Annotated in this window: 10 protein-coding genes; 7 read left to right on the plus strand and 3 right to left on the minus strand. The window is 72.7% G+C overall.

From position 1 onward, the window contains the following. Positions 1-29: 29 nt before the first annotated feature. Together AB0F56_RS01665 and AB0F56_RS01670 are read left to right on the plus strand one after the other, a co-directional pair. Positions 30-1115, plus strand: a complete 1086-nt coding sequence (locus AB0F56_RS01665) for a DUF1996 domain-containing protein (protein ID WP_362002841.1) — start codon at positions 30-32, stop codon at positions 1113-1115. A 43-nt stretch (positions 1116-1158) separates the two neighbouring features. After that, positions 1159-3606 (plus strand): glycoside hydrolase family 3 C-terminal domain-containing protein, encoded by a 2448-nt coding sequence (locus tag AB0F56_RS01670; protein ID WP_362002842.1) that lies wholly within the window; start codon positions 1159-1161, stop codon positions 3604-3606. Positions 3607-3788: 182 nt separating this feature from the next. Here the strand turns inward: AB0F56_RS01670 and AB0F56_RS01675 are convergent, their stop codons facing one another. The 3 genes from AB0F56_RS01675 to AB0F56_RS01685 are packed head-to-tail and all read right to left on the minus strand — an operon-like array spanning position 3789 to position 12825. Continuing rightward, positions 3789-8774, minus strand: a complete 4986-nt coding sequence (locus AB0F56_RS01675; RefSeq protein WP_362002844.1) for a hypothetical protein — start codon at positions 8772-8774, stop codon at positions 3789-3791. A 23-nt stretch (positions 8775-8797) separates the two neighbouring features. After that, positions 8798-11959, minus strand: coding sequence for a caspase family protein (locus tag AB0F56_RS01680; protein ID WP_362002846.1), 3162 nt, complete (start codon positions 11957-11959; stop codon positions 8798-8800). Further along, a complete protein-coding gene (locus AB0F56_RS01685) occupies positions 11956-12825 on the minus strand; it encodes a hypothetical protein (RefSeq protein WP_362002847.1) in 870 nt (289 codons plus the stop codon). Before AB0F56_RS01685 ends, AB0F56_RS01680 begins: the two co-directional genes overlap by 4 nt. A gap of 204 nt (positions 12826-13029) precedes the next feature. Between AB0F56_RS01685 and AB0F56_RS01690 the strand changes: the two genes are divergently transcribed. The 5 genes from AB0F56_RS01690 (at position 13030) to AB0F56_RS01710 (ending at position 21510) form a co-directional block, all read left to right on the plus strand. Then, entirely contained in the window at positions 13030-14850 is a 1821-nt protein-coding gene (locus tag AB0F56_RS01690; protein ID WP_362002849.1) for an ABC transporter ATP-binding protein, read from the plus strand. 256 nt (positions 14851-15106) lie between these two features. Then, positions 15107-15388, plus strand: coding sequence for a hypothetical protein (locus AB0F56_RS01695; protein ID WP_362002851.1), 282 nt, complete (start codon positions 15107-15109; stop codon positions 15386-15388). Between the two features lie 11 nt (positions 15389-15399). Continuing rightward, a complete protein-coding gene (locus AB0F56_RS01700) occupies positions 15400-17208 on the plus strand; it encodes a BTAD domain-containing putative transcriptional regulator (protein ID WP_362002852.1) in 1809 nt (602 codons plus the stop codon). A gap of 26 nt (positions 17209-17234) precedes the next feature. Next, positions 17235-19565 (plus strand): TOMM precursor leader peptide-binding protein, encoded by a 2331-nt coding sequence (locus AB0F56_RS01705; RefSeq protein WP_362003207.1) that lies wholly within the window; start codon positions 17235-17237, stop codon positions 19563-19565. After that, the gene (locus AB0F56_RS01710) at positions 19552-21510 is read left to right on the plus strand and encodes a TOMM precursor leader peptide-binding protein (protein ID WP_362002853.1); all 1959 of its coding nucleotides are present in this window, start codon (positions 19552-19554) and stop codon (positions 21508-21510) included. Before AB0F56_RS01705 ends, AB0F56_RS01710 begins: the two co-directional genes overlap by 14 nt. The last annotated feature ends 9 nt before the right edge of the window (positions 21511-21519 follow it).

Here is a 21519-nt window from a genome sequence, read left to right on the forward strand (position 1 = left end):
TCCCCTTCCCTCCCATCCAGGAGAAACCCATGAGAACACGATCGAGATCCCTGCCCGCCGTCTTACTCACGGTGGCCCTCGCGGCCACCGCCCTGGGCGCCGGCACCTTCGCCGCCGCCTCCGACAGCGGCGGGCGGGCACCCTCCCCGGCGGCGGGAGCGCACGCCGGACACACGCAGGCGCAGGCCGCGCTGCCCACCGCGGACGACCCCGACGGCGACGGATACATCCCCGCCGTGCCGGCCGTCACCGGAGTGACGCCGTCCACGGCCACTCCGCCGCAGGCCTACTTCCACGAGTTCCAGGCCAACTGCTCCGTGACCCACACCGCGCCGGACGACCCGATCGTCTACCCCGGCCGGGCCGGAGCCTCGCACGACCACACCTTCATGGGGAACACCTCCACCAACGCCTCCAGCACGACCGGTTCGCTCTACGGAGGGACCACCACCTGCAAGGCGCCCGCGGACGCCTCCGCGTACTGGATGCCCTCGCTCTACAACGGGGAGCAGAAGATCCTGCCCGTGGGACCGCAGGTCATCTACTACAAGGCGGGCGTCACCGACTACCGCAGTGTCCGTCCCTTCCCCAAGGGGCTGCGGTTCGTCGTCGGCAACCCGATGCAGAGCGCCCAGGAGTTCCGCAGCCACAAGGGCTTCGTCGAGGGCTGGGAATGCGGTGACAGCTTCTTCAACACCGACATCCCGGCGAGTTGCCCCAGTCGCCCCGACGTGCAGCTGAACCTCCGGATGCAAGCGCCCAGCTGCTGGAACGGCCTGTACCTGGACACCCCCGATCACCAGAGCCACATGGCCTATCCGGTGGTCAAGCCCGGGACCAACGACAACATGTGCCCGGACTCCCACCCGGTCGCCCTGCCGATGGTCGAGTTCAAGATGGCCTGGCCGGTCAACGGCGACATGAGCCAGGTCCGTCTGGCCAGCGGTCGGGGCTACTCCTTCCACTACGACTTCTTCAACGCGTGGGAGGAACGCACCCTCAAGGCGATGGTCGACCACTGCATCGTGGGCGGCCTCCAGTGCGACCCGCGCGGGTACGACCAGAACAACCCCGGCCGCGGCGCGGTCCTGAACGCGGAGTACCGCCTGCCCTGACCGGGGCGGGCGGGCGCAGATCTCGAGGATCCGAGGGTGGGGGATGGACGACGAAGAACTCGACCGGCTGGTCGGGAAGTTGAGCACCGCACAGAAGGTCCGCCTCCTGACCGGTGCCACGACCTGGCGCACGGCGGCCGAACCGGCCGTCGGGCTGCGCCCGGTCGTGACCTCCGACGGTCCGGCCGGGGTCCGCGGCGAGGCGTGGGACGAGCGGAGCCCCTCCGCGCTGCTGCCCTCGGCATCGGCGATCGGCGCCCTGTGGGACGAGGAGCTGACCGAGGAACTCGGCGGCCTCCTCGCCCGCGAGGCGCTCCGCAAGGGCGTCGACGTCGTCCTCGCCCCCACCCTCAATCTGCACCGCACCCCGCTCGGGGGCCGGCACTTCGAGTGCTTCTCCGAGGACCCCGAACTGGCCGGACGTACCGGAGCGGCCCTCGTCCGGGGCATCCAGGCCCACGGCGTGGCCGCCACGGCCAAGCACTACGTCGCCAACGACTCCGAGACCGACCGGCTGACCGTGGACGTACGTGTCGGGGAGCGCGCGCTGCGCGAGGTGTACCTCGCCCCGTTCGAGGCCGTGGTCGCGGCGGGCGTGTGGGCGGTCATGGCGGGCTACAACGGGGTCAACGGCTCCACCATGTCGGCGAGTCCGCTCCTCGCGGACCCGCTGAAGACCGACTGGGCCTTCGACGGAGTGGTCCTCTCCGACTGGGGTGCGGTCCGCTCCGTCGAGGCGCCCGCCCGCGCGGCCCTCGACCTCGCGATGCCCGGACCGCACAGCCCCTGGGCAGAGGGCCTCCTCCAGGCCGTGGAGGACGGCCGCGTCCCGGAGGCGGCCATTGACGACAAGGTACGGCGCCTGCTCCGCCTCGCCGAGCGGGTCGGCGCCCTTGGCGGCTCCCCCCGTCCGCCCGCACCCGCCGGCGGGCCCACCGGCGCGCTTCTGCGCAGGGCGGTCGCGGCCGGCTCCGTCCTCCTGCACAACCGGGCCCTGCTCCCCCTGGACGCCGACCGCATGTCCTCCCTCGCCGTGATCGGCACGCACGCCGCACACCCCCGCCTGCAGGGCGGCGGCAGCGCCGGGGTCTTCCCGGACTCCGTGGTCACCCCGCTGGACGGCATCCGCGCACGGCTGCGGGGGCGTGCGAAGGTCACGTACGTCCCAGGGCCTGCCGCGCCCGCCCCACCGCCCCCGCTCGCCGTCGACAGGTGCCGCAACCCCGTCTCCGGGCGACCCGGCGTGCTGCTGCGGCTTCTGGACGCCGACGGCCGGGAACTCACGGCCGAGCACCGGTTCACGGGACGCGTCCTCGAACCCGAACGCGCCCCCGGCGCCCACACCGTGGAGATCAGCGCGCTGCTGACGCCCGAGACCCCGGGGGAGTGGACCTTCGCCGTCGGCGGCTTCGGCCGGATGTCCCTCACGGTCGACGGCCGCACGGTCCTGGACGGCCTCTTCCCGCGGGACGTCGACGACCCGGCCGTGGTCCATGTCAACCCACCGCAGCGGACGGCCAGGACGGTGCTCGGGACCGGCCGGCCCGTCCACCTGGTGGCCCGGCGGGAGCTGGTGCCCGGCTCCGGCCGCGCCACGACCGTCGCGGCCGCCCCACCGGAACCCGACGCCTCGGCCGCGCTCGCCGCCGCGGTGGAGGCCGCCCGCGCCTGCGACGCCGCGATCGTGGTGGTCGGCACGACGGAGCACGACGAGACGGAAGGGCACGACCGCACCGACCTCCGGCTCGCCGACCCGCAGAACGCCCTCGTACGGGCCGTATCGGCGGCCAACCCCCGGACGGCCGTGGTCCTGAACAGCGGCGGCCCCGTCGAACTCCCCTGGCGGGAGGAGGCGGGGGCGGTCCTCCTGTCCTGGTTCCCCGGCCAGGAGGCCGGCACGGGACTCGCCGACGTCCTCTTCGGCGCCGCCGAACCGGGCGGACGCCTCCCCACCACCTGGGCCGCGACCCTCTCGGACGCACCCGTCACCACCACCCGCCCGGCCGACGGCCGGCTCCCCTACACGGAGGGCCTCCACATCGGCCACCGCGCCTGGCTGCGCGCGGGCCGCGCGCCCGCCTACTGGTTCGGGCACGGACTCGGCTACACCACCTGGGAGTACGACACCGTCGACGCCCCCACCGAGGTCCGCGCGGGCACCGACGTCACGGTGCGCGTCGACCTCCGCAACACCGGCGGCCGGCCCGGCCGCGAAGTCGTCCAGCTGTACCTGGCCCGCCCGGACTCGGCCCTCGACCGCCCCCACCGCTGGCTCGCGATCCACACCACCGTCCACGCACTCCCCGGCGCCCAGGTCACCGCCACCGCCCGGATCCCGGCGCGGGCCTTCCGCCACTGGTCACCGGTCGACGCCGCCTGGCACACGGAACCCGGCCCCTACGAGATCCTCGTGGGCCGCTCGGCGGGGGACATCCGCGCCCGGACGGTGACCACCGTCCGCGTTCAGGCCTCCGTCCCCGAGGAGACCTGAACGCGCCCTTGCCCCGCCTAGGGCCTGTCCGGCGGATCATGGCCGGGGCCGCGACGCCTGGCACGGCACCTCGCCGCGTTGCCGAAACGCCCCGATAGCTCCGCTATCGAGACGCTCCGGCGCCTTGCGATGCACCGCGCCAGACGCCGCGTCCTTTCCGGCCCTGATCCGCCGGACAGGCCCTAGTAGCCGAGCCCGCCGCCCGGGGTCGGGCCCGGCGTCGGGGGCTTGGGGCAGAGCCGCATCACGGCGGCACGGAGTTCGGGTTCGCACGGGTCGTGGGAGAGGCCCGTGCCGGCGAGCCGGTCCCGAAGCCGCTTGGCGATCATCGGGTCCGCGAAGTGCTGCCGCAGGACCGTGGAGTTCGCCGCCTCGCGGGTCAACAGGGTGACGAGTTCGGGGCTCGCCGTGGTGGCCTCGTACCAGTTGGTGTCGAGCGTGCCGGTGGCCGGGAGCAGGCCGGCTCGCGCGGCCGCGAGCAGGACCCGGGCGGTCTCCTGGGGGTGCCACTGGTGGGAGGCGAACCGCTCGTAGTGCGCCACGGCCTCCGCGACCGTCGAAACGGACCAGTCCGTGCGGGGCAGCCACGTGGCCGCCCAGGCCACGGCGGACGTGTGGGCCACGATGTTGGGCGGCAGCACCGGGACCACGTCCGGGAGGTGGCGCTGGGCGGAGCACTCGTGGAGCGCCTGGGCCGCCCATCCGATGCCGAGCCAGTGCGCCTCCGCGTCCACGACCAGATGGCGACCCGCCACCTGCTCGATGAGGTCGCCCACCGCCTCGGCCAGGGAGTCGGCGGACCTGTTCGCCCGGTGGATCACCTTGAGGAGCCTGCTCGACTGATGGACCCCCAGCGCGTTCGCCAGGACATCGGCGTTGAGCCCGAGGACGTGGTCGAGGATGTCGTGGAACGCCTTGTCCGCACCGGTCAGCCACAGGGCCTGAAGCAGTCCGGGGATCTCCTGCATGTCCGACCGGAGGGTCAGCCGGAGCCTGTTGACCAGCCGCTTGACGTTGACGCTCGCGGCCAACTGCTCACCCCACTGCGCCTCCCACATGTGGGCGAGCGTCAGCATCTCCCGTACCGCCCGGGGGCTGGCGAAGAGGTGCATCGTGGACTCCAGCCGGCCGGTGACCAAGGTGTGCATCCACTCGGTCTCCTCGGTGCTGTTGGTCACCCCGAGCCGGGCCAGGGCGCGCCCCACGTGGCCCTGGGTCAGCGGGTCCTGATCGAACTTGAAGGCTTCGACGAGCGTCGCCCAACGCCGCCCGCCCCGCAGCGCTTTGAGCTCCTCCTTGCCCTGGCCCGGCAGGCAGCGCTCCACCTCGCTCAGCAGCTCCGCGGTGAGGGGTGGATGCACGACACTGCGGTTCACGAGTTCCCGCAGGTGGGAGAGCTCCTGTCCGGCGTGCGGCTGACTCAGGTTCTTCACCGCCGTGGCCGCCTTGCCCGGATCCAGCGTGCGGAGCTGGCCGAGGGTGGTGGCGAAGGCGCCGATGCTGCGGCCGACCTGAAGCCGCTCGGCCCAGTCCCACTGGGGGTGTTCCTCCTTGAAGTGGTTGAGGACGCGCGTGGTCGCGTCGACGTTGCCACCGGCCCGCAGAGTGTCGGCCATCACGTGGAGCTTCTGCGCGACGCTGCTCGCACTGCTCAGGAGTGGAGCCTGCACGGCCTTCTCCATCCTGATCCGCTGCGCGTAGTCGACTCCGATGTCGGGCACGAGTGCGAGACCGAGGCGGTGGGTGTGCACCATGCTCTCCGGGTCGAGCCCCGGCTGGGACATCCGGTCGCACAGCACCTTCCGGTCCAGCCGCGCGGCCAGCGTGTGGAGGAAGCTCTGACCGAAGTACTCGTCCTGGATCAGCAGCATGGCGAGGCGCGGACCCCAGGGCCGTGCCGTGCCGCGCTGGGTGTGGATGCTGGAGACGACGAGTCCGAGCGCTCCCTCCTCGATGTCCCGCCGGAAGTCCGCGCCCGCCTCCCACAGTCCGCGCAGCAGGTGGTAGACGATGGCGGGCCGGCGCTCCCGCCGCATGACGTTCTCGACGAACTCCTGGCCGATCTCCATGGCCAGGCGGTAGCTGAACCGCTCCTTGGTCGCGCAGTAGAGGTCGTCCACCCGGCTGACCGCGCTGAGGAGCATGCCGGCGCCCCGTGCGTCCTTGAAGTCGCGGACAGTCTTGGCCAGTTCGCGGGCGAGCCCGGGGTCGGCGATCAGGTCGCCGTCCCGGTTCTCCTGGTACAGGAGCGTCCGCAGCGTGCCGCCGTGGATGTTCCGCACCGTCGAGATGAGGATGGCCGCCTCCGCGGGAGGTGCGGCCTTCACCACGGGAACCAGAGTGCGCCCGAACTTCAGATGGTTGAGCAGGCGGTTGCAGAGCCCGCGGTTGCTCTGCGCCAGATCGAACAGGGCCTGGCTTATCTGGATGGCGTCCGAGTGCGCCAGAGCGGCCTGGAGCTGTGACTTGTACTGCTCGATGATCTGGTCCCAGTCACCCGTGCCGTCGAAGTGCAGCTTCAGCGAGATCCAGGAGAGGATGGCGGCGAGGGACCTGTCCTTGGTGGGACTGGCCTTGATGAGGTCCTGCGCGGGCCGGTGGAAGGGGCGAAGCGCCGACGCGGGATTGTCCTGCCGGGCCTGCCGTGACCTGGCGAAGATCAGGTCGTCCATGCGCCGTACGGCGATGAGGTCCCGGTGGTTGGCGGGATCCGCGTCACGGACGAGGTCGTCGGTGCGCTTCTCCAGCCAGTCGCAGACCGTCGCCGTCGGCGTGGTCCCCTCGCCGGCCAGCTTGATCAGCGCGCTGACGAGGTGGTGCCGGTCCGTGAGGCTGGAGGGCCGTCCGAAAGCCCGGTCCAGTCCACCCCGCGGTTCTCCGACCCATGCGACGAACTCCGCCAGCATGTTCGTCCGGGACAGCCGGAACTCGTCGTCCCACAGCGCGGTGAGCCCGAACGTGAGATCGCGGACCGTCAGATCGTCCGTCTCCATGAGGCGTTGGAGTACCGCGGGCAGCGCATCGGCGGTCCATTGGGCGTCGCTGTTGCGCCGGCACAGCCGCAGCACCGACAGTGCCTTGCGCGGGTGGGCCCGGCCCGCCCAGCCCGTGATCGCCTCACGGACCGAGGCCAGCTTCAGCAGCTGCGAGAGCGGGTCGGGCGCGTACGCCGCGCACTTGCGCAGCAGCGCGTCGAGCCGGGCCTGGTTGTCGTCCCCCAGCAGGCTCAGCACGTACGGTTCGAGCTGTGTCGGGAAGGCATCAAGGCCGTCGGGGCTCGCGGAGGTGATCAACGCCTCGGCACGGACGGTGCTGGGGATGCGCGCGAGACCATGGTGGACGACGACGCCGAGGGCCTGGAGCGTCTCCTCGGGGATGGCGGCCACGTGGGCGGTCGGGACTCCGTCGTCCAGCCACGACACCGCCGCCAGCAGGTACACCGCGGCGCGGGCATCGGCTTCGAGGGCGTCACAGACGGCCTTCGCCCGTGCCCGCACGAGGTCGGCCCCCAGGCTCCTCCCCGGCAGCGTCCCTTCGGCGGCCGGCTTGCTCGCGGGTTCCTCGCGCAGCAGATCGGCCAGCAGACGGAGGTCTCCGTGGCACGCTTCGACGGCCAGGGCGACGGCCGCGGTGTCGTCGGGGCGGACCCGGTACTCCCCGGGCGCCTGACGGATCATGCGCTGGGCCAGGTGGGGAAGCTCCTCGGGCGGTACGAGGGTGACGTACGAGGTCACCCCGTGGTTCTCCCAACGGTTGGTGGCCCCGTCCACGAAGCGCGTCAGTGCGAGCACGGCCACCTTGAGCTCGCCCAGGCTCTCCAGGGCCTCGCCGACGTTGCCGTCCTCCAGGGCGTGCAGGTTCTCCAGGACCACGAGCACCTTCCGGCGCACGGAGCCGAGTCCACTGGCGGTGAGCGCGGCGCGGACCACGGACAACAGGTCGCCGTCCGAGGGAAGCTGGCGACGGTCGGGGGAGAGGACGAGGGTCTTCCAGCCGGCGGCCTCCAGCTTCCGTACCACCTGCTGGGCGCAGACCGTCTTCCCGCTGTTGCGCGACCCGGACTGGATCACCCGGGACAGGGGCCGCTGGTGGTAGCACCGGAAGAGGAACGAGGACCGCTCGAAGTCGACGAGGCGTCCGTCGGCCGGTCCGCTCCACCCCGGCTCCGAGTCGCCGCTGGAGGTCGAGTGGAGGATGCGCCACTCCTCCTCGTCGAGGAGCTGCGCCGCTCTCCGGCCCACCGCGGCGTGCCACTCCTCCCCCCAGAGCAGGCGAGCGGCTCCGAGCAGCGTCGGATCGGCGTCGGTCTCGACGGTGCCCGCCCGGTGCAGCCGCCAGCCGTCGGTGTCGCGCCGCAGGACGTCGAGCCCGGTCTCGGCGGCCGCCCCCATCGCCCGCTCGGTCACGGCCGGCGGCAGCCAGTCACCGTCCTGTGAGATGCCCGCCAGGGCGAGCACCCCCAAGGTGCCGAGGTCGGGGAGACCGCCTTCGGTGGCGATCCAGGACAGGGCTACGGCGGCCGGGGCGGAGTCCGGGGCGACCGTCGACGGACTGAGGACGTAGGGGGCGTCGACCCGGGGACGGACGTCGGCGGAGAGCTTGCTGCCCACGGTCGCCACGAGGGGCCGTGCCGCGCGCAGCCCCCGCTCGATCGCGGCGGAGTCGGGGAGCGGTGAAGAGGGCAGGGCGCCGTCACCGGGATCGAGCACGATGTCCGCGCCGGCGATGACGTACCAGTCGTCCACCGGCGCGAGCAGCAGGGGCGCCCCGCCCACCGGCGTGGGCCTGGATCCGTCTCCGTCGCCTGCCGCCACGCCGTCGGCCCGGGTCACCAGCTGGTCGAGCTCGGCCAGCAGCCCGGTGTCGAGCTCGCGGAGCAGTTCCCCCAGGTGCGTCGCGCCCTCCTCCGCGTACTCGAGCAGCAGCGCGCCGGGGCCGATCGGCTTGCGCTCGTCCGAGAAGTCGAACGGACGTCGGGGGAGCGGGATCCTTCGGTCCAGGGACCTCTGCCCGAGGCCGATGACCATCCGGAGCCGGGATTCGACGCGGACGCGGTCGACGGTGGGACCGGTGAGGTCCGTGGCAAGCGCGTGGAGCGCCATGTGCAGTTCGTGCGTCAGGGACGAATCCCTGTCGACGGCCGACGAGTTCAGGTTTTCCTTGCTCACGCTCGTCCCCCTGTGCGTGCTGTTCATGGAGTGATGCGGACCAGGCCCTCGACCGTTCCGACGAGGATCTGGCCGTTGTCGTGCACGTCCACCGAGTGGACTTCGAGCCCGATGTCGAAGTGGTGGACCGTACCGGAACCGGTGGCGGGCGACAGCCGGATGTCGCCGCGGACGCCGGCGCTGACCAGGACCTGCGTGGCACCCACGGTGCACAGACGCAGATCACTGATGCCGCTCGCGTGGTCTGCGATCCACCGATGGCTGCGGCCCTGCCAGTCCGACCACCAGACGGAACCGTCGCCCGCTCCCGTGTAGATGCCGTGGGCGTTGGAAGTGATCTTCTTCAGGCCGCGTTTCTGCGGCGGTTCGAAGGTGTGCAGGCGTTCGCCGTCACCGCGCCACACGACCACCTGCGACGCCGTGCGCGCCGCCACCCGGACACCGTCCGAGGTCAGCGCGGCCGTCGCTCCTCCCAGTCGTAGTCCCGGCTTGTCGACACGATCCCGGGTGACGCCCGGGCTCCGCCAGTGCCACCCCTCGCTGCCGACGATCAGCAGGTCCTGCCCGACCTTGAGACAGGTGTTCAGCTGGCAGTGGAGGTCCAGCCCTTCGATCTCCTGCGCGGTGCCGTTCAGGAGCGTGAGCCAGGCGGCGCCCTTGATGTCCCCGGCGATGAGCATGGGCTGCCCGTCGTGGTCGGAGACCGACGACGCGGTGATCCGTGGCGGGACCTTTTCGCGGCGACTGTGTACCTTCTCGGGATCGGGGTTCAGCACCGCCCAGGCGGTGTCGTCGGCGCCTGCCGGCCGGTGGAAGACGCGGTGCCCGGTCAGCGCCAGCTCGCCGCCGTCGGGAAGACAGTGGACCGACTTGACCCCCCGGTCCGCCGGGACGTCACGATCGTTCGTCTTCATCTTCGACTTCGGTTGCGGACGCAGCTCCGGCGGGCGGCAGTCGACTGCCACGGCCTGCCACCCCGAGGCGTACTCCCGGGACCTTCGGGCGAGTTCGTCCAGCGCTCGCACCTGGGCGTGCAGGGCGAGGCGCGCCAGGGTGTGCCCGTCGGGCCGCCAGCGTGCCCCCATCAACTCCCAGCAGAGCGCCCGGACGTTGGCCACCCGGTCGTCGGTCGTCTTCTGGATGAGGCCCAGGGTGCGGTACAGCGTCTCGCCGTGCATCGCGAGCAGGAACTCCGGGTCGTCCAGGTACTGCTCCAGGATGCCGGCCAGCCGCGCGTGGTACGGCAGATGTTCGCGGGTGTACTGGTCGGCGCTGGACCAGTCGCGCTGCCCGGACGGCAGCAAGGGAAGCTCTTCGATCATGGCCGCGACGAACAGCCCGTGGTACCGGTGGGTGTTGTCGTCCGAATCGGCCAGGTAGTCGGCGGTCGGAGGGCGTGTGAGCCTCCATCCGTGACCGTTCATTCCGTCCTCCGGGACATCGAGGTAGTCCCTCGCCTCTCTGCACACGTCGATGATGTCCGCCGGGCCCGCTCCGGGCTTGCCCGCCGCGCGGACCACGGCGGCCCAAAGCCGTCCGTCGGCCGGAAGGCCGTCGCCCCCGGCCAGGGCGACCGGGAGGAGCATGTCCCGGGCCCATTGGGGATCGTCGTCGTCCAGCTCGCGGCTGAGCCGGGCGAGCGCCTCCAGAAAGAGATCGGCGTTGGACCGCTCGGCCTCGACCTTGGCGGTCGCGGGGTCCTGGGCGCTCGTGTCGACGGCGAACAGGTACGCACGGAGCCACGACCGCCCGGCCGCCGCCGAGGTGGCGAGCGCGATGTCACGTATCGACCCGGTGTCCGTCGTCGACCACCGCGTGTCCTTACGGTTCCGCAGGACGTGCTCCACGAGCGCGACGACGTCGGCCTCGTGGAAGTACGCGTCCGCGTCAAGGTCGATGAGCGGGCCGTCGAAGCCGTCCGGTACCTCACTGGTGGCCAGGACGACGCGGGTCCTGGGCTGCGCGGCCAGGGGCGCGAGCAGGGTGCGGTAGAGGAGCTCCGGCTCCTCGCTCGCGTCCACGGAGTCGAAGACGAGACGCAGTCCGCGGTCGCCGAGGGCCTCCACCAGGCCGGCGCTGTCTTCCTCGTCGGTGCGGCAGCGGCGGGCGAGTTCGCCCACCACGGCGTCCACACTCTTGCCGCGGACGTCCAGCAGATGGTCGACGGACCCGCGGGGCGCGGGAGCGGGCGCCCGTGCCCCGGCGGGAAGCGGTGGCTCGTCGGACGACGAGGCGTGGATCCAGTCGAGCAGTACGGACTTCCCCGAGCCCGGCCGCCCGGTGAGCACGAGCGGTGCTCCTGGATCCGACGGTGTCTCCTCTTCGAGGTGGCGGAGGAGGTCCCGTACGGCCTCGGCGCGTCCGCAGAAGGCCCACCCACTGGTGTCGTTCGCCTCGGGCGGCCGCCGTACCCGGCGACGGGGGTTGTACCGCGGATTGGGAAAGGCCCGGATCCCCTCGCGAGGCGGCACCCAGTCCGGCAACTGGGGCTCCTTGGGGTTGACGGACCCCTTCCTCATGCGGACTTCCAGCTCCGCGAAGAGCTTGTAGGTGTCCAGGTGTTCTTCGTCGTGGCCGGCGCGGGTGTTGCGCAGGGCGGCCGTGAAGGAGTCGGCGAAGTGCATCTGCTGCGCGTCGGTGGTCTGGTCCGTGGAGCTGATCAGGGTGAGCACCGGCATCGCGGCACTCTTGCCGTGCTGCTTGCGCGCCTCCTCGCCCAACCGGTGGATCGCCAGCCCGGACCGGCATGCGTCGAAGAGGACGACCACCTCGCGCGGCCGGGGCTTCTGGTCGATGCCCGGAATGATGGAGGACATGAGCGCGGCGACGTCGAGCATGGTGTGCGGCTCGGCCTTGACGCTGTCGTGAGCGGCGAGAAGGACGTCCCTGTTCCCGATGTCGATGCCGTGGCCCGAATAGTAGAAGAGCAGGATGTCGGGGGGTGTGCCGTCGACGCCGTCCAGCGCCTTCTCGAAGCTCTCCTTGAGCTCCGGGACCTTGGGATCGGTCTGTGAGTCGTGGTGGATCGTGAATCCGGCCTCCGCCAGGACGGCCCGCATCATCCGCAGCTCGTCCGGCACGCGCGGTAACGGCTCGAAGCCGTCACGGAAGGTACTGGTGCCGGAGACGAGTGCCACCCGGGTCAGGTCGGTCGACCTGCCGACGGGGAATGAAGCTGTCGTCACCGCTCGCCGGCCGCCAGCCCGGTCGCGACGGCCTCGGCCACCTCTTCGGTCGTGAGGTAGCGGAGCACGGAGTGGCTGCCGAAGAAGTACTTGCCGGGCTTGTGCCAGGGCAGGTTGACGACGGGCCGGTCGTCGACGTCGCCGAAGGCGGGTTCGAGGTGCTTGACCAGTGCGATGGGGTCGTCCTTGGCGGCCACGTTGACCCAGCGGGCCACGGGCGGCAGCGCGTTGCCCGCGGAGGGCGGCGTCGGCAGCAGGCGGTCCTGGACCGCGCGCAGGCCCAGCGGGGAACCGACGCTGATGAACGTGTGCACGTTCCACTCGGGGTGGGCGCGGAGCGCCTCGTACGCGACGACGGAGCCCAGCGAGTGGCCGATGACGACCCTCGTCTCCGGGGTCACCACGCGCGCGAAGCGCTTCTGTGCGCATTCCCGCACGGTGTCGGACGCGTCCAGGTACCGGCGTACCTGACGGATCATCCAGATGACCGTGCGGCCCATCGGCTTCCCGAGCCCCTCGTGCCGCTCCAGCCGGCGCAGCGCGATCTGGCCGATTCCCTTCCCTCCGGGCAGGGGGGCGTCGGTTCCTTCGGCGAAGGCTTCCAGCAGCTCCAGCTCGAACGGGTCGCGCACGTCGCCGATCTCGAACGGCGGGATGTCCCGGAGCTCGTCGTCCACGCCACCGCCCTTGGTGCCCCGGCTGCGGAAGCAGCTGCCGTAGTACACGGCGGCGACGTCCGCCGGGTCCGGCACAGGGTGCGCGGCGTCCGTCATGCCGACCCGCAGGGCTTCGTACCACTCGGTCAGCATCGTCTCGGCGTGCTTGTACTGGTATCCGATGCCGTGGCAGATGACTACACGCGACACTGTGCCCCCCTGGTGCTTAGGTCGAGGTGGTTCCCACGCAGAAGACCTGAGGAACCATCATGCCGCAAGTTCCGTGAGCGGATATCAGCTATGCGTCATCAAGTCGCTCTGCGTAGCCGAAGGTTCAAAAAACGCTTGGACCGGGCGGGGGTCGGCACGGAAGACTTTCTGGCTCACCCGACGGCCCGAAAGTACAGGCTTGTGATGGGATCACATCAATCGTCCGAAGGAGCCCCGAGCAGGGGTTCCGTCCTCCTCGCCCTCCGCCACTACGGACGGGAACTGGCCCGTCTCCGATGGATGACCCTGCCCGCGATGCTGCTGCCCGCGCTCGGCAACGTCGGCATCCAGTACATCGCGCCGCTGGTCGTCGCCAAGCTCGTCGGCCGGATCGCCGGCGACGGCGGCGCCGCCCTCGCGGTCGGCCCGATGCTGCCGTACGTCCTCACCTTCGCCGGTGTCCTGCTGCTCTCCGAGGCGCTGTGGCGCGTCGGGCTGCACTGCCTGAACCGCCTCGACGCCCGGGGCATCGAGCACCTGTACGTCGTCGGAATGGGTGAACTCTTCGCCAAGGACGCCTCGTTCTTCCACGACAACTTCGCCGGCTCGCTCACCAAGCGGGTCCTCAGCTTCGCCTCCCGCTTCGAGGAGTTCGTCGACACACTGACCTTCTCGGTCATGGGCAGCCTCGTCCCGCTGGCGTTCGCGTCCGTGGTGCTCTGGCAGTACGACCCGCTGCTCGTCGTCGGGCTGCTGACGATGATCCTGGTCACGGCGGTGGGCGTGGCACCCCTGATCCGGCGCCGGCAGGCCCTCGTCGCCCAGCGGGAGCAGGCCATCGCCCGGGTCTCCGGGCACGTCGCCGACAGCCTGATGAACATGGACACCGTCCGGTCCTTCGCCGCCGAGGAACGCGAGGCCGCCGAACACCGCTCGCGGGTCGCGGAGTCGCGCCGCCTCACGCTGCGCTCCTGGGACTACGGCAACCTGCGCATCGACACCCTCGTCGCGCCGATGTCCGTCCTCACCAACGTCCTCGGGCTGCTGCTCGCACTCACGCTCGGAGGGGGACAGCTCGGCGTGGAGGCGGTCATCGTGGCCTTCACGTACTACGCCAACGCCACCCGGATCATGTTCGAGTTCAACCAGATCTACCGGCGACTCGAAAGCTCGATGACGGAAGCGGCGCAGTTCACCGAACTGCTCCTGGACCCGCCCACCGTGCTCGACCCGCCCGCCCCGGAAGCAGTGGTCGGCCGGACCGCCGACGTGCGGTTCGAGCGGGTCACCTTCTCCCACGCGGGCGCCGAGCCGCTCTTCAAGGGGCTCGACCTGACCGTGCCCAGCGGGGCGAAGTTCGGTCTGGTCGGCCGCTCCGGCGGCGGCAAGACCTCGCTCACCCGGCTGTTGCTCCGGATGACGGACATCGACGACGGACGGATCCTGATCGGCGGACAGGACATCAGCCGGCTGCGCCAGACCGAACTGCGCGGCCAGATCTCCTACGTACCGCAGGACCCGGCCATGTTCCACCGCTCGCTCCGGGACAACATCGCCTTCGCCCGGCCCGACGCGACCGAGGCGGAGATCCGTCGGGCGGCCGAGGCGGCGCACGTCACCGAGTTCGCCGACGCGCTGCCCGACGGCTTCGACACGATGGTCGGCGAGCGCGGGGTGAAGCTCTCCGGCGGCCAGCGCCAGCGGGTCGCCCTCGCCCGGGCGATCCTCCGGGACGCGCCGATCCTGCTGCTCGACGAGGCGACCAGCGCCCTCGACTCCGAGAGCGAGATCCTCGTCCAGGACGCCCTGTGGCGGCTCATGGAGGGACGGACGGCGCTCGTCGTGGCGCACCGGCTCAGCACGGTCGCCACCATGGACCGCCTCGTCGTCCTCGACCGGGGGCAGATCATCGAACAGGGCACCCACCAGGAGCTGCTCGCCACCGGCGGCGCCTACGCGAAGCTCTGGCAGCACCAGTCGGGCGGATTCCTCGACGACAGTCCCGCGGGGGCGGAGGTGGGGTGAGGGCGGGGGCGGGTCGGGACTTCGGCCGGGAATTGGTCCGGGCCTGGTCCTGGCTTGGTCCGGGGCTGGTCCTGGCTTGGTACGGACCTTCTTCGCTGGTGGGGCGCCCTCCCTACGGATGTGGCACCAAGCTGACAGGGCGCGTCAGCTTGCTGTCACGCCGGGGCGCTCCATCCGGCCGGGTCCGCTGGCATCGTCGGGACCGCCGGATCCGCTCCGGCGAGGCGGGGAATCCACCACCAGGCCAGGGGGATCCATGGACGCACATCCGTGTAAGAAGAAGCCCGGCACGTGGGCGAGAACCGCCGCGGCGCTCGCCCTGACGCTCGGCGCGCTCACCCTGTCGGCCGGAACGGCCGCCGCCGATCCCGTCGGGCCGCCTCCGCCTGCCGCCCCGCACGTCCCCGCCACCGGGTTCCCGCACACCCCGGACGAGGCCGTTGCCGCGCTCTGCGCCGAGTGGGAGGCCTTCGCCGCCTCGTTGCCCTTCGCCGTCGCTCCGCCGCCGGTGTGCAAGCTGGTCAACGGCTGGGACTAGGCGGCGCCGCCATGCGGTTCCAGCTGCTCGGGCCGCTCAGCCTCGCGGACGGTGCCGAGACCGTCGTCCTTGCGCCGTCCCGCCCCACCAACCTCCTCGCGGCGCTGCTGCTCCACGCCAACGGGGTCGTCTCGGCCGACTACCTCCAGCAGGCCATCTGGGGCGAGGAACAGCCCGCCACCGCCAAGGCCGCCCTCCAGACCTGTGTCATGCGCCTGCGCCGGCTCTTCGTCAAGCACGGCGTGACCCAGACCCCGATCGAAGCCGTACCCGGCGGCTACCGCATCGGCGCGGGCCCGCGCACCCTCGACCTGATCGCCTTCCGCGACCAGGTCGGGCGGGCCTCCGCCGAGCACGACCCCGAGGCCGAACTGCACCTGCTCAAGGACGCCCTGTCGCTCTGGCAGGGGGCCCCGCTCGCCAACGTGCGCTCCGACGTGCTCCACCGCGACGTCGTGCCACGCCTGGTCGAGGAACGCCTGCGCGCCGTGGAACGCGTCTGCGACCTGTACCTCGTTCTCGACCGCTGCGGCGACGCGCTCGTCGACCTGTGGGACGTCACCCGCGCCCACCCCGGTTACGAGCGCTTCCACGAGCAGCTGATCGAGGCCCTGTACCGGACCGGGCGGCAGGCCGAGGCGCTGGCCGAGTACCGGCGGATCAAGGAGTACCTCCTCGACGAACTGGGCGTGGACCCTTCCCCGGCGCTCCGCAGGCTGGAACTGGCCATCCTGCGCGGCGACGACCTCGGCCCGGCCCGGTCCGCCCCGGCCGCGCCCGCACGCCTCGCGCTCACGGCCCCGGCGCTCGCCGCCGAACCCGGGCCGCCGCTCGTCGCGCCCGTCCCCGTGGTCCCCTCCTTCACCGGCCGCGCCGCCGAGGTCGCCGCCATGACGGCCCGGCTCACCGAGCCGCGCGACGAGGCGGTGACCGTCCTGGTCTCCGGCGCGCCCGGCATCGGCAAGTCGGCGCTCGCCGCCCACGTCGCCCACCTGGTGCGGGACGCCTTCCCCGGCGGCCGCCTCCTGGTCCGCATGACCGACCCGCACGGCGCGCCCCGCCCCACGGGCGAGGTCGCGGCCGAGGTCGCGGCGGCCCTGCGCGACCGGCGCCCCGAGGACCGCGCGCTGCTGGTCCTGGACGACGTGACCGACGCCGAGCAGGTACGCCCGCTCCTGCCCGTCGGCCCCGGCGGAGCCGCCGTCGTCACCAGCCGCATGGGGCTCGCCGGACTCATCGCCACCCACGGCGGCTGGGTCCACCGGCTCTCGGTCTTCGCCCCCGAGGAGTCCCACCGGCTCCTGCACACCGTCCTCGGCCCCGAGCGCGCCGACGCCGAACCGGAAGCCGTCCACCGACTGGCCGCGCTGTGCGGGCACTTCCCCCTCGCCCTGCGCATCGCGGCCGCCCGCCTGCTCACCCGGCCCGAGCTGCGGCTCGCCGACGGCGCCGACTGGCTCGCGGGCGACCCCGTCGCCCGGCTCGCGCTGCCGGACTCCCCGGACATGTCCGTGGACCGGGTCCTCACCGGCGCGATCGGCCGACTCGACCCGCGCCTGGCCGAGGTCTTCGGCCGGCTCGGCGCCCTGCCCCCGGAGTTCCGCGCCGAGGACTGCCGGGGCATCGAGGAGGCCGAGGCGACGCTGGAGCGGCTCGCGGACTCCGGCCTCCTGGAGGCGGGGCCGCCCGGCCCGTACCGGATGCACGACCTGCTGCGCAGATACGCGCGGCGCAGCGCCGAACGCGCCCCCGATCGCAACCCCGAACGTCCTGCTGAACGTACCGCCGCCGCACGTACGCGACCGACAGAGAAGGTGTGACGCACATGGCTGAGGCTGAGGCTGAGATGGCTGGCACGGCGTCCGCTCCCGGCGGCGCCCCCCGGCCCGCGCCCGCCCCCGACGCGGCGTTCGACGCGCTCGCCGGGACCCGTCCCCGCATCCGCCGCGACGTCCTCTTCACCGAGACGCCCGGCGGCGTCCTCTTCCACAACGCCGACGGCGGCTTCCATCTCACCGGCAAGACGGCGTACCGCTTCGCCTCCCTCGTGGCCCCGCACCTGACGGGCGGTCACACGCTCGGTGAGCTGTGCACGGGCTTCGGTCCCGCCCAACGAGCCATGGCCGCCGTCCTGGTGGGCACCCTCTACGAGCGTTCGTTCGCCCGCGACGTACCCGAGACGGAGACCGGGGGCCCCGGGACCGACCTCGGCGCGGACCCGGACGCCGAGGCCGTCCTGCGGGAGTTCGCGGCCCAGATCGCGTACGTCGACCACTACGTCGAAGGCGCCCCGGCCCGCTTCGCGCGCTTCCGGCACACGCGCGTGGCCGTGCTCGGCGGCGACGAGACCGCCCGCTGGTGCGCGCTCAGCCTGGTCCGCAACGGCTGCGCCCACATCGGCGTCGGCCAGGACTTCCCGGAGGTCACGGAGGAGGCGGCCGAGGCGGGAACGCGCGGCTGCCCCGTACGGATCGAGCGCCTCGCGCCCGACGCCGACTGGGCGGACCTGGCCGACTACGACGTCGTGATCGTCACCGGCGAGGGCGCCGCGGGCCGGGTCCACCGGCTGCTCGACTCCGGCGTGCCCCAGGGCCGTACGCTCCTCCCGGCCTGGACCTTCGGCGAACGCTCCGTCGTCGGGCCGCTCGCGACCGCCTCCTCCACCGGCTGCTGGTCCTGCGCCGTGCTCCGGCTCGGCGCGAACACGGACGCGGCGGCCGCCGCCGAGCTGTGGGCGGAGGTGGCCGGCGCGTCCACCGCGTCCACCGCGGATGGAGGGCTGCTGACCGGACCGGTGGCCGCGATGACCGGGAACCTGCTCGGGTACGAGGTGTTCCGCCTCACCACCGGCGCCCTGCCCGCCGAGACCGCGGGGCAGGTGCTCCTCCAGGACCTCGCGTCCCTCGACGTCGTCGCCGAGCCGCTCCACCCGCACCCGCGCTGCCGCCGCTGCGCCACGCTCGCGCACGCAGGTTCGGCCGCCGGCGGCCGGGAACGCGAGGCCGTGCCCGCCATGCTGGCGCTGCCCGAGACCGCGAGCGTGACGACCGCGCGCGAGGCCGAGGCCGAGGTCGACCGTCTGAACACCCTCAACTCCGCGCTCGTCCGCCCGCACACCGGGATCTTCCGCCGTTACGAGGACGAGGACCTCACCCAGACCCCGCTGAAGATCAGCCTCCTGGAACTCGCCCTCGGCCACGGCGTGCGCCGCCGCATCGCGGCCTTCGACGTGCACCACCTGGCGGGCGCCCGGACCCGGGCCCTGTACGCGGCGGCGGAAGCGTACGCCGAGCATGTCGCCGTGCCCGAGGCCGCCGGGCAGGAGGCCGGGGCGTCAGCCGTCCGCCTGCTGCCCGACGCGCTGACCACCGGCGGCGGTACGGGTACGGGCGCCGAAGGCGTCACGGCGTGGGCGAGCGCCACCTCGCTGCCCACCAAGGAGAGCGTGTACGTCCCCGAGGCGGCCGTACGCCCCTTCGGGGCCGCCAACCGGGACCGCGCGCACCTGGCGACCGGCGCGGGCGCCGGCGCGGGAGCGACGGCCCAGGAGGCGGCGGGCCGGGGGCTGTTGTCGGCGCTGGCGCACGACGCGCTGGTACGGGCGGTACGCGGGGACACCCGGGTGACGCCCGTGGCGCTCCCGGCCGCGGACACCGACCCGGTCGGAGCGGACGACCCCGAGCTGGTGTTCCTCGTCCGGTCCGCCGCCAACCTCGGCGTCACCGTGGAGCTCCTCGACCTCGGCGAGGACGAGCGCTCCTCGGCGTACGCGGTGCTTGCCCGTGAGACAGGCGCGACGGACGGCGCCCGCTGGGCCGTCGGCGCGGGCCTCTCCCGCCGGGACGCTGCCTGCGACGCCCTGCGCGACCTCCTGGGCCGCGCCCAGCTCGCGGCGGACCCCTCGGCGGACCCCGCCGAGGACGCCGACCTCGGTCTTCCGCTCGTCACCGACCTCGCCCCGGCGACGATCGCCGTCACCGACAAGACCGAGCGCCCGGCGGAGGGCGCGGCCACCACCTTCGACGCCGTACTGGACCGGCTGCGGACGGCCGGACGGGACGTGCTGTACGTGGCGACCACCCCGGCCGACCTCGCGGCCTGCGGCGTGAGCACGGCGCGCGTCCTGGTCACCGTGCCGACGACCACCGAGGGCGGCGCCGCCGATGCCCACCGCTGACACCACCGCGCCCGAAGAGGTGTGGGCGCCGTCCGCCCGGGAGTTGGCGCGGCTCGTCCGGCGCACGCTCCAGGGCCACGGCCGCCCGGAGCAGGCCGTGGAGGTGGCGCCGATCGGCGTACGTGACGCCTTCCGGAGCGGCGACGGAAACGGCGGCGGGACGGCGGTCACCGGTGTTCCGGTCCGCTTCTACGGACGGCAGGCCGTCGTCGGTCCCTTCCCCGACGGCCCCGACGGCCGGCCGGCCTGCGCCTCCTGCCTGGAGCGCCGCTGGCAGGCCGTCCGCTCCGTCGCCCTGCGCGAGGCGCTCGAGCTCGGCTCCGGCACCCGCGCGGCCGGGGAATCCCCGTACGTCACCCCCTTCGCCGGCGACGCGATCGCGGGTCTGATCGCCGCCCGGCTCGCCGGCGGCGGCCCCGGCGAACCGGTCTTCCCCGCCGTCCACCTGGTCGACCTGATGACCCTGAAGATCCGCCACTACCCGCTCGTACCCGACCCCGAGTGTCCCGCGTGCGGCCAGGTCGAGGAGGACACCGCGGCCCGCGCGGTCCTCGACCTGCGGCCCGCGCCCAAGCACCGCCCCGGGAGCTTCCGGGTCCGCGACATCGGCGCCTACGAGCTGCCCGTCGAGCCGTACGCCAACCCCGTCTGCGGGTCGCTCGGACCCTCCGTGGTCCAGGACGTCGCCTCGCTCTCCACCTCCGCCACCATCGGCTGCTTCTCGATGCGCTCGGGGGAGTACCTGCGCGAGACCTTCTGGGGCGGCCACGCCGACACCTTCGCCGAGAGCGTCCGCATCGGAGTCCTGGAGGGACTCGAGCGGTACGCCGGTATGCGCGCCCGGGCCAAGCGGGCCGGGGTCCGCGACTCGCTCGACGGGCTCACCGCGCGCGGCGTCCCCGCCCTCGACCCGCGCCGGTGCGGGCTCTACTCGGAGGCCTTCCACCGGGCCAACCCCCGGGTGCGGCCCTTCACCCCCGACCGCACCATCCCCTGGGTGTGGGGCTATTCGCTGCGCGACCGCGAACCCGTCCTCGTGCCCGAAGTTCTGACGTACTATCACGCACCCGGCCTGGAGAACCGCTTCGTGCAGGAGTCCTCCAACGGCTGTGCCTCCGGCGGGAGTCTGGAGGAGGCCGTCTACTTCGGCCTGATGGAGGTCGTCGAACGGGACGCCTTCCTGCTCGCCTGGTACGGGCGGGTCGCACTGCCCGAGATCGACCCGCGCACCAGCACCCGGCGCGCGACCCGGCACATGGTCGACCGGCTGGCGATGTACGGCTACGAGGCCCGCTTCTTCGACACCCGGATCACGTTCCCCGTCCCGGTCGTCACCGGCGTCGCCGTACGCCCCGACGGCGGGCTCGGCCGGATGTGCTTCGGCGCGGGCGCAGGACTCGACCCGGAGGCCGCGCTCGCGGGCGCCCTCTGCGAGATCGCCACGGACGCCGTCAACCTCCAGGGCCGCACCGAACGCGACGAGGAGCGGCTGCGGGCCATGGCGTACGACTTCGACAAGGTGGCGGCCCTGCACGACCACCCGCTGGCGTACGGCATCCCGGAGATGGGCGACCACGCCCACTTCCTGCTCGGGGAGCCGGGCGCGCCCCGTCCGCCCAAGCGCTCGTTCGCCGAGGTGTACGGGGACGGCCGGGTGCTGCCCGTCTCCGCCGACCTGCGCGAGGACCTCCAGGTGTGCGTGGACGCGGTCGCCGACGCCGGGTTCGACACGATCGTCGTCGACCAGACCATGCCCGAGCAGCGGCGCCTCGGTCTGACCACCGTGAGCGTTCTCGTGCCGGGTCTGCTGCCGATCGACTTCGGCCACACGCGTCAGCGCGCGCTCGGGATGCCGAGGCTGCGCACCGCGCTCCGGGAGGCGGGCCTGCGCGAACACGACCTGGTTCCTGGGGACTTCAACCCCGCTCCCCACCCCTTCCCATGAGTCGACCGC

The organism is Streptomyces sp. NPDC026092 (genome assembly GCF_040638605.1).
Classification (GTDB): domain Bacteria; phylum Actinomycetota; class Actinomycetes; order Streptomycetales; family Streptomycetaceae; genus Streptomyces.

What these genes read in the sequence shown, in the direction of transcription:
- AB0F56_RS01665 (WP_362002841.1), top strand. Translation starts at nt 30, where the DNA reads ATGAGAACACGATCGAGATCCCTGCCCGCCGTCTTACTCACGGTGGCC.
- AB0F56_RS01670 (WP_362002842.1), top strand. Translation starts at nt 1,159, where the DNA reads ATGGACGACGAAGAACTCGACCGGCTGGTCGGGAAGTTGAGCACCGCA.
- AB0F56_RS01690 (WP_362002849.1), top strand. Translation starts at nt 13,030, where the DNA reads ATGGGATCACATCAATCGTCCGAAGGAGCCCCGAGCAGGGGTTCCGTC.
- AB0F56_RS01695 (WP_362002851.1), top strand. Translation starts at nt 15,107, where the DNA reads ATGGACGCACATCCGTGTAAGAAGAAGCCCGGCACGTGGGCGAGAACC.
- AB0F56_RS01700 (WP_362002852.1), top strand. Translation starts at nt 15,400, where the DNA reads ATGCGGTTCCAGCTGCTCGGGCCGCTCAGCCTCGCGGACGGTGCCGAG.
- AB0F56_RS01705 (WP_362003207.1), top strand. Translation starts at nt 17,235, where the DNA reads ATGGCTGGCACGGCGTCCGCTCCCGGCGGCGCCCCCCGGCCCGCGCCC.
- AB0F56_RS01710 (WP_362002853.1), top strand. Translation starts at nt 19,552, where the DNA reads ATGCCCACCGCTGACACCACCGCGCCCGAAGAGGTGTGGGCGCCGTCC.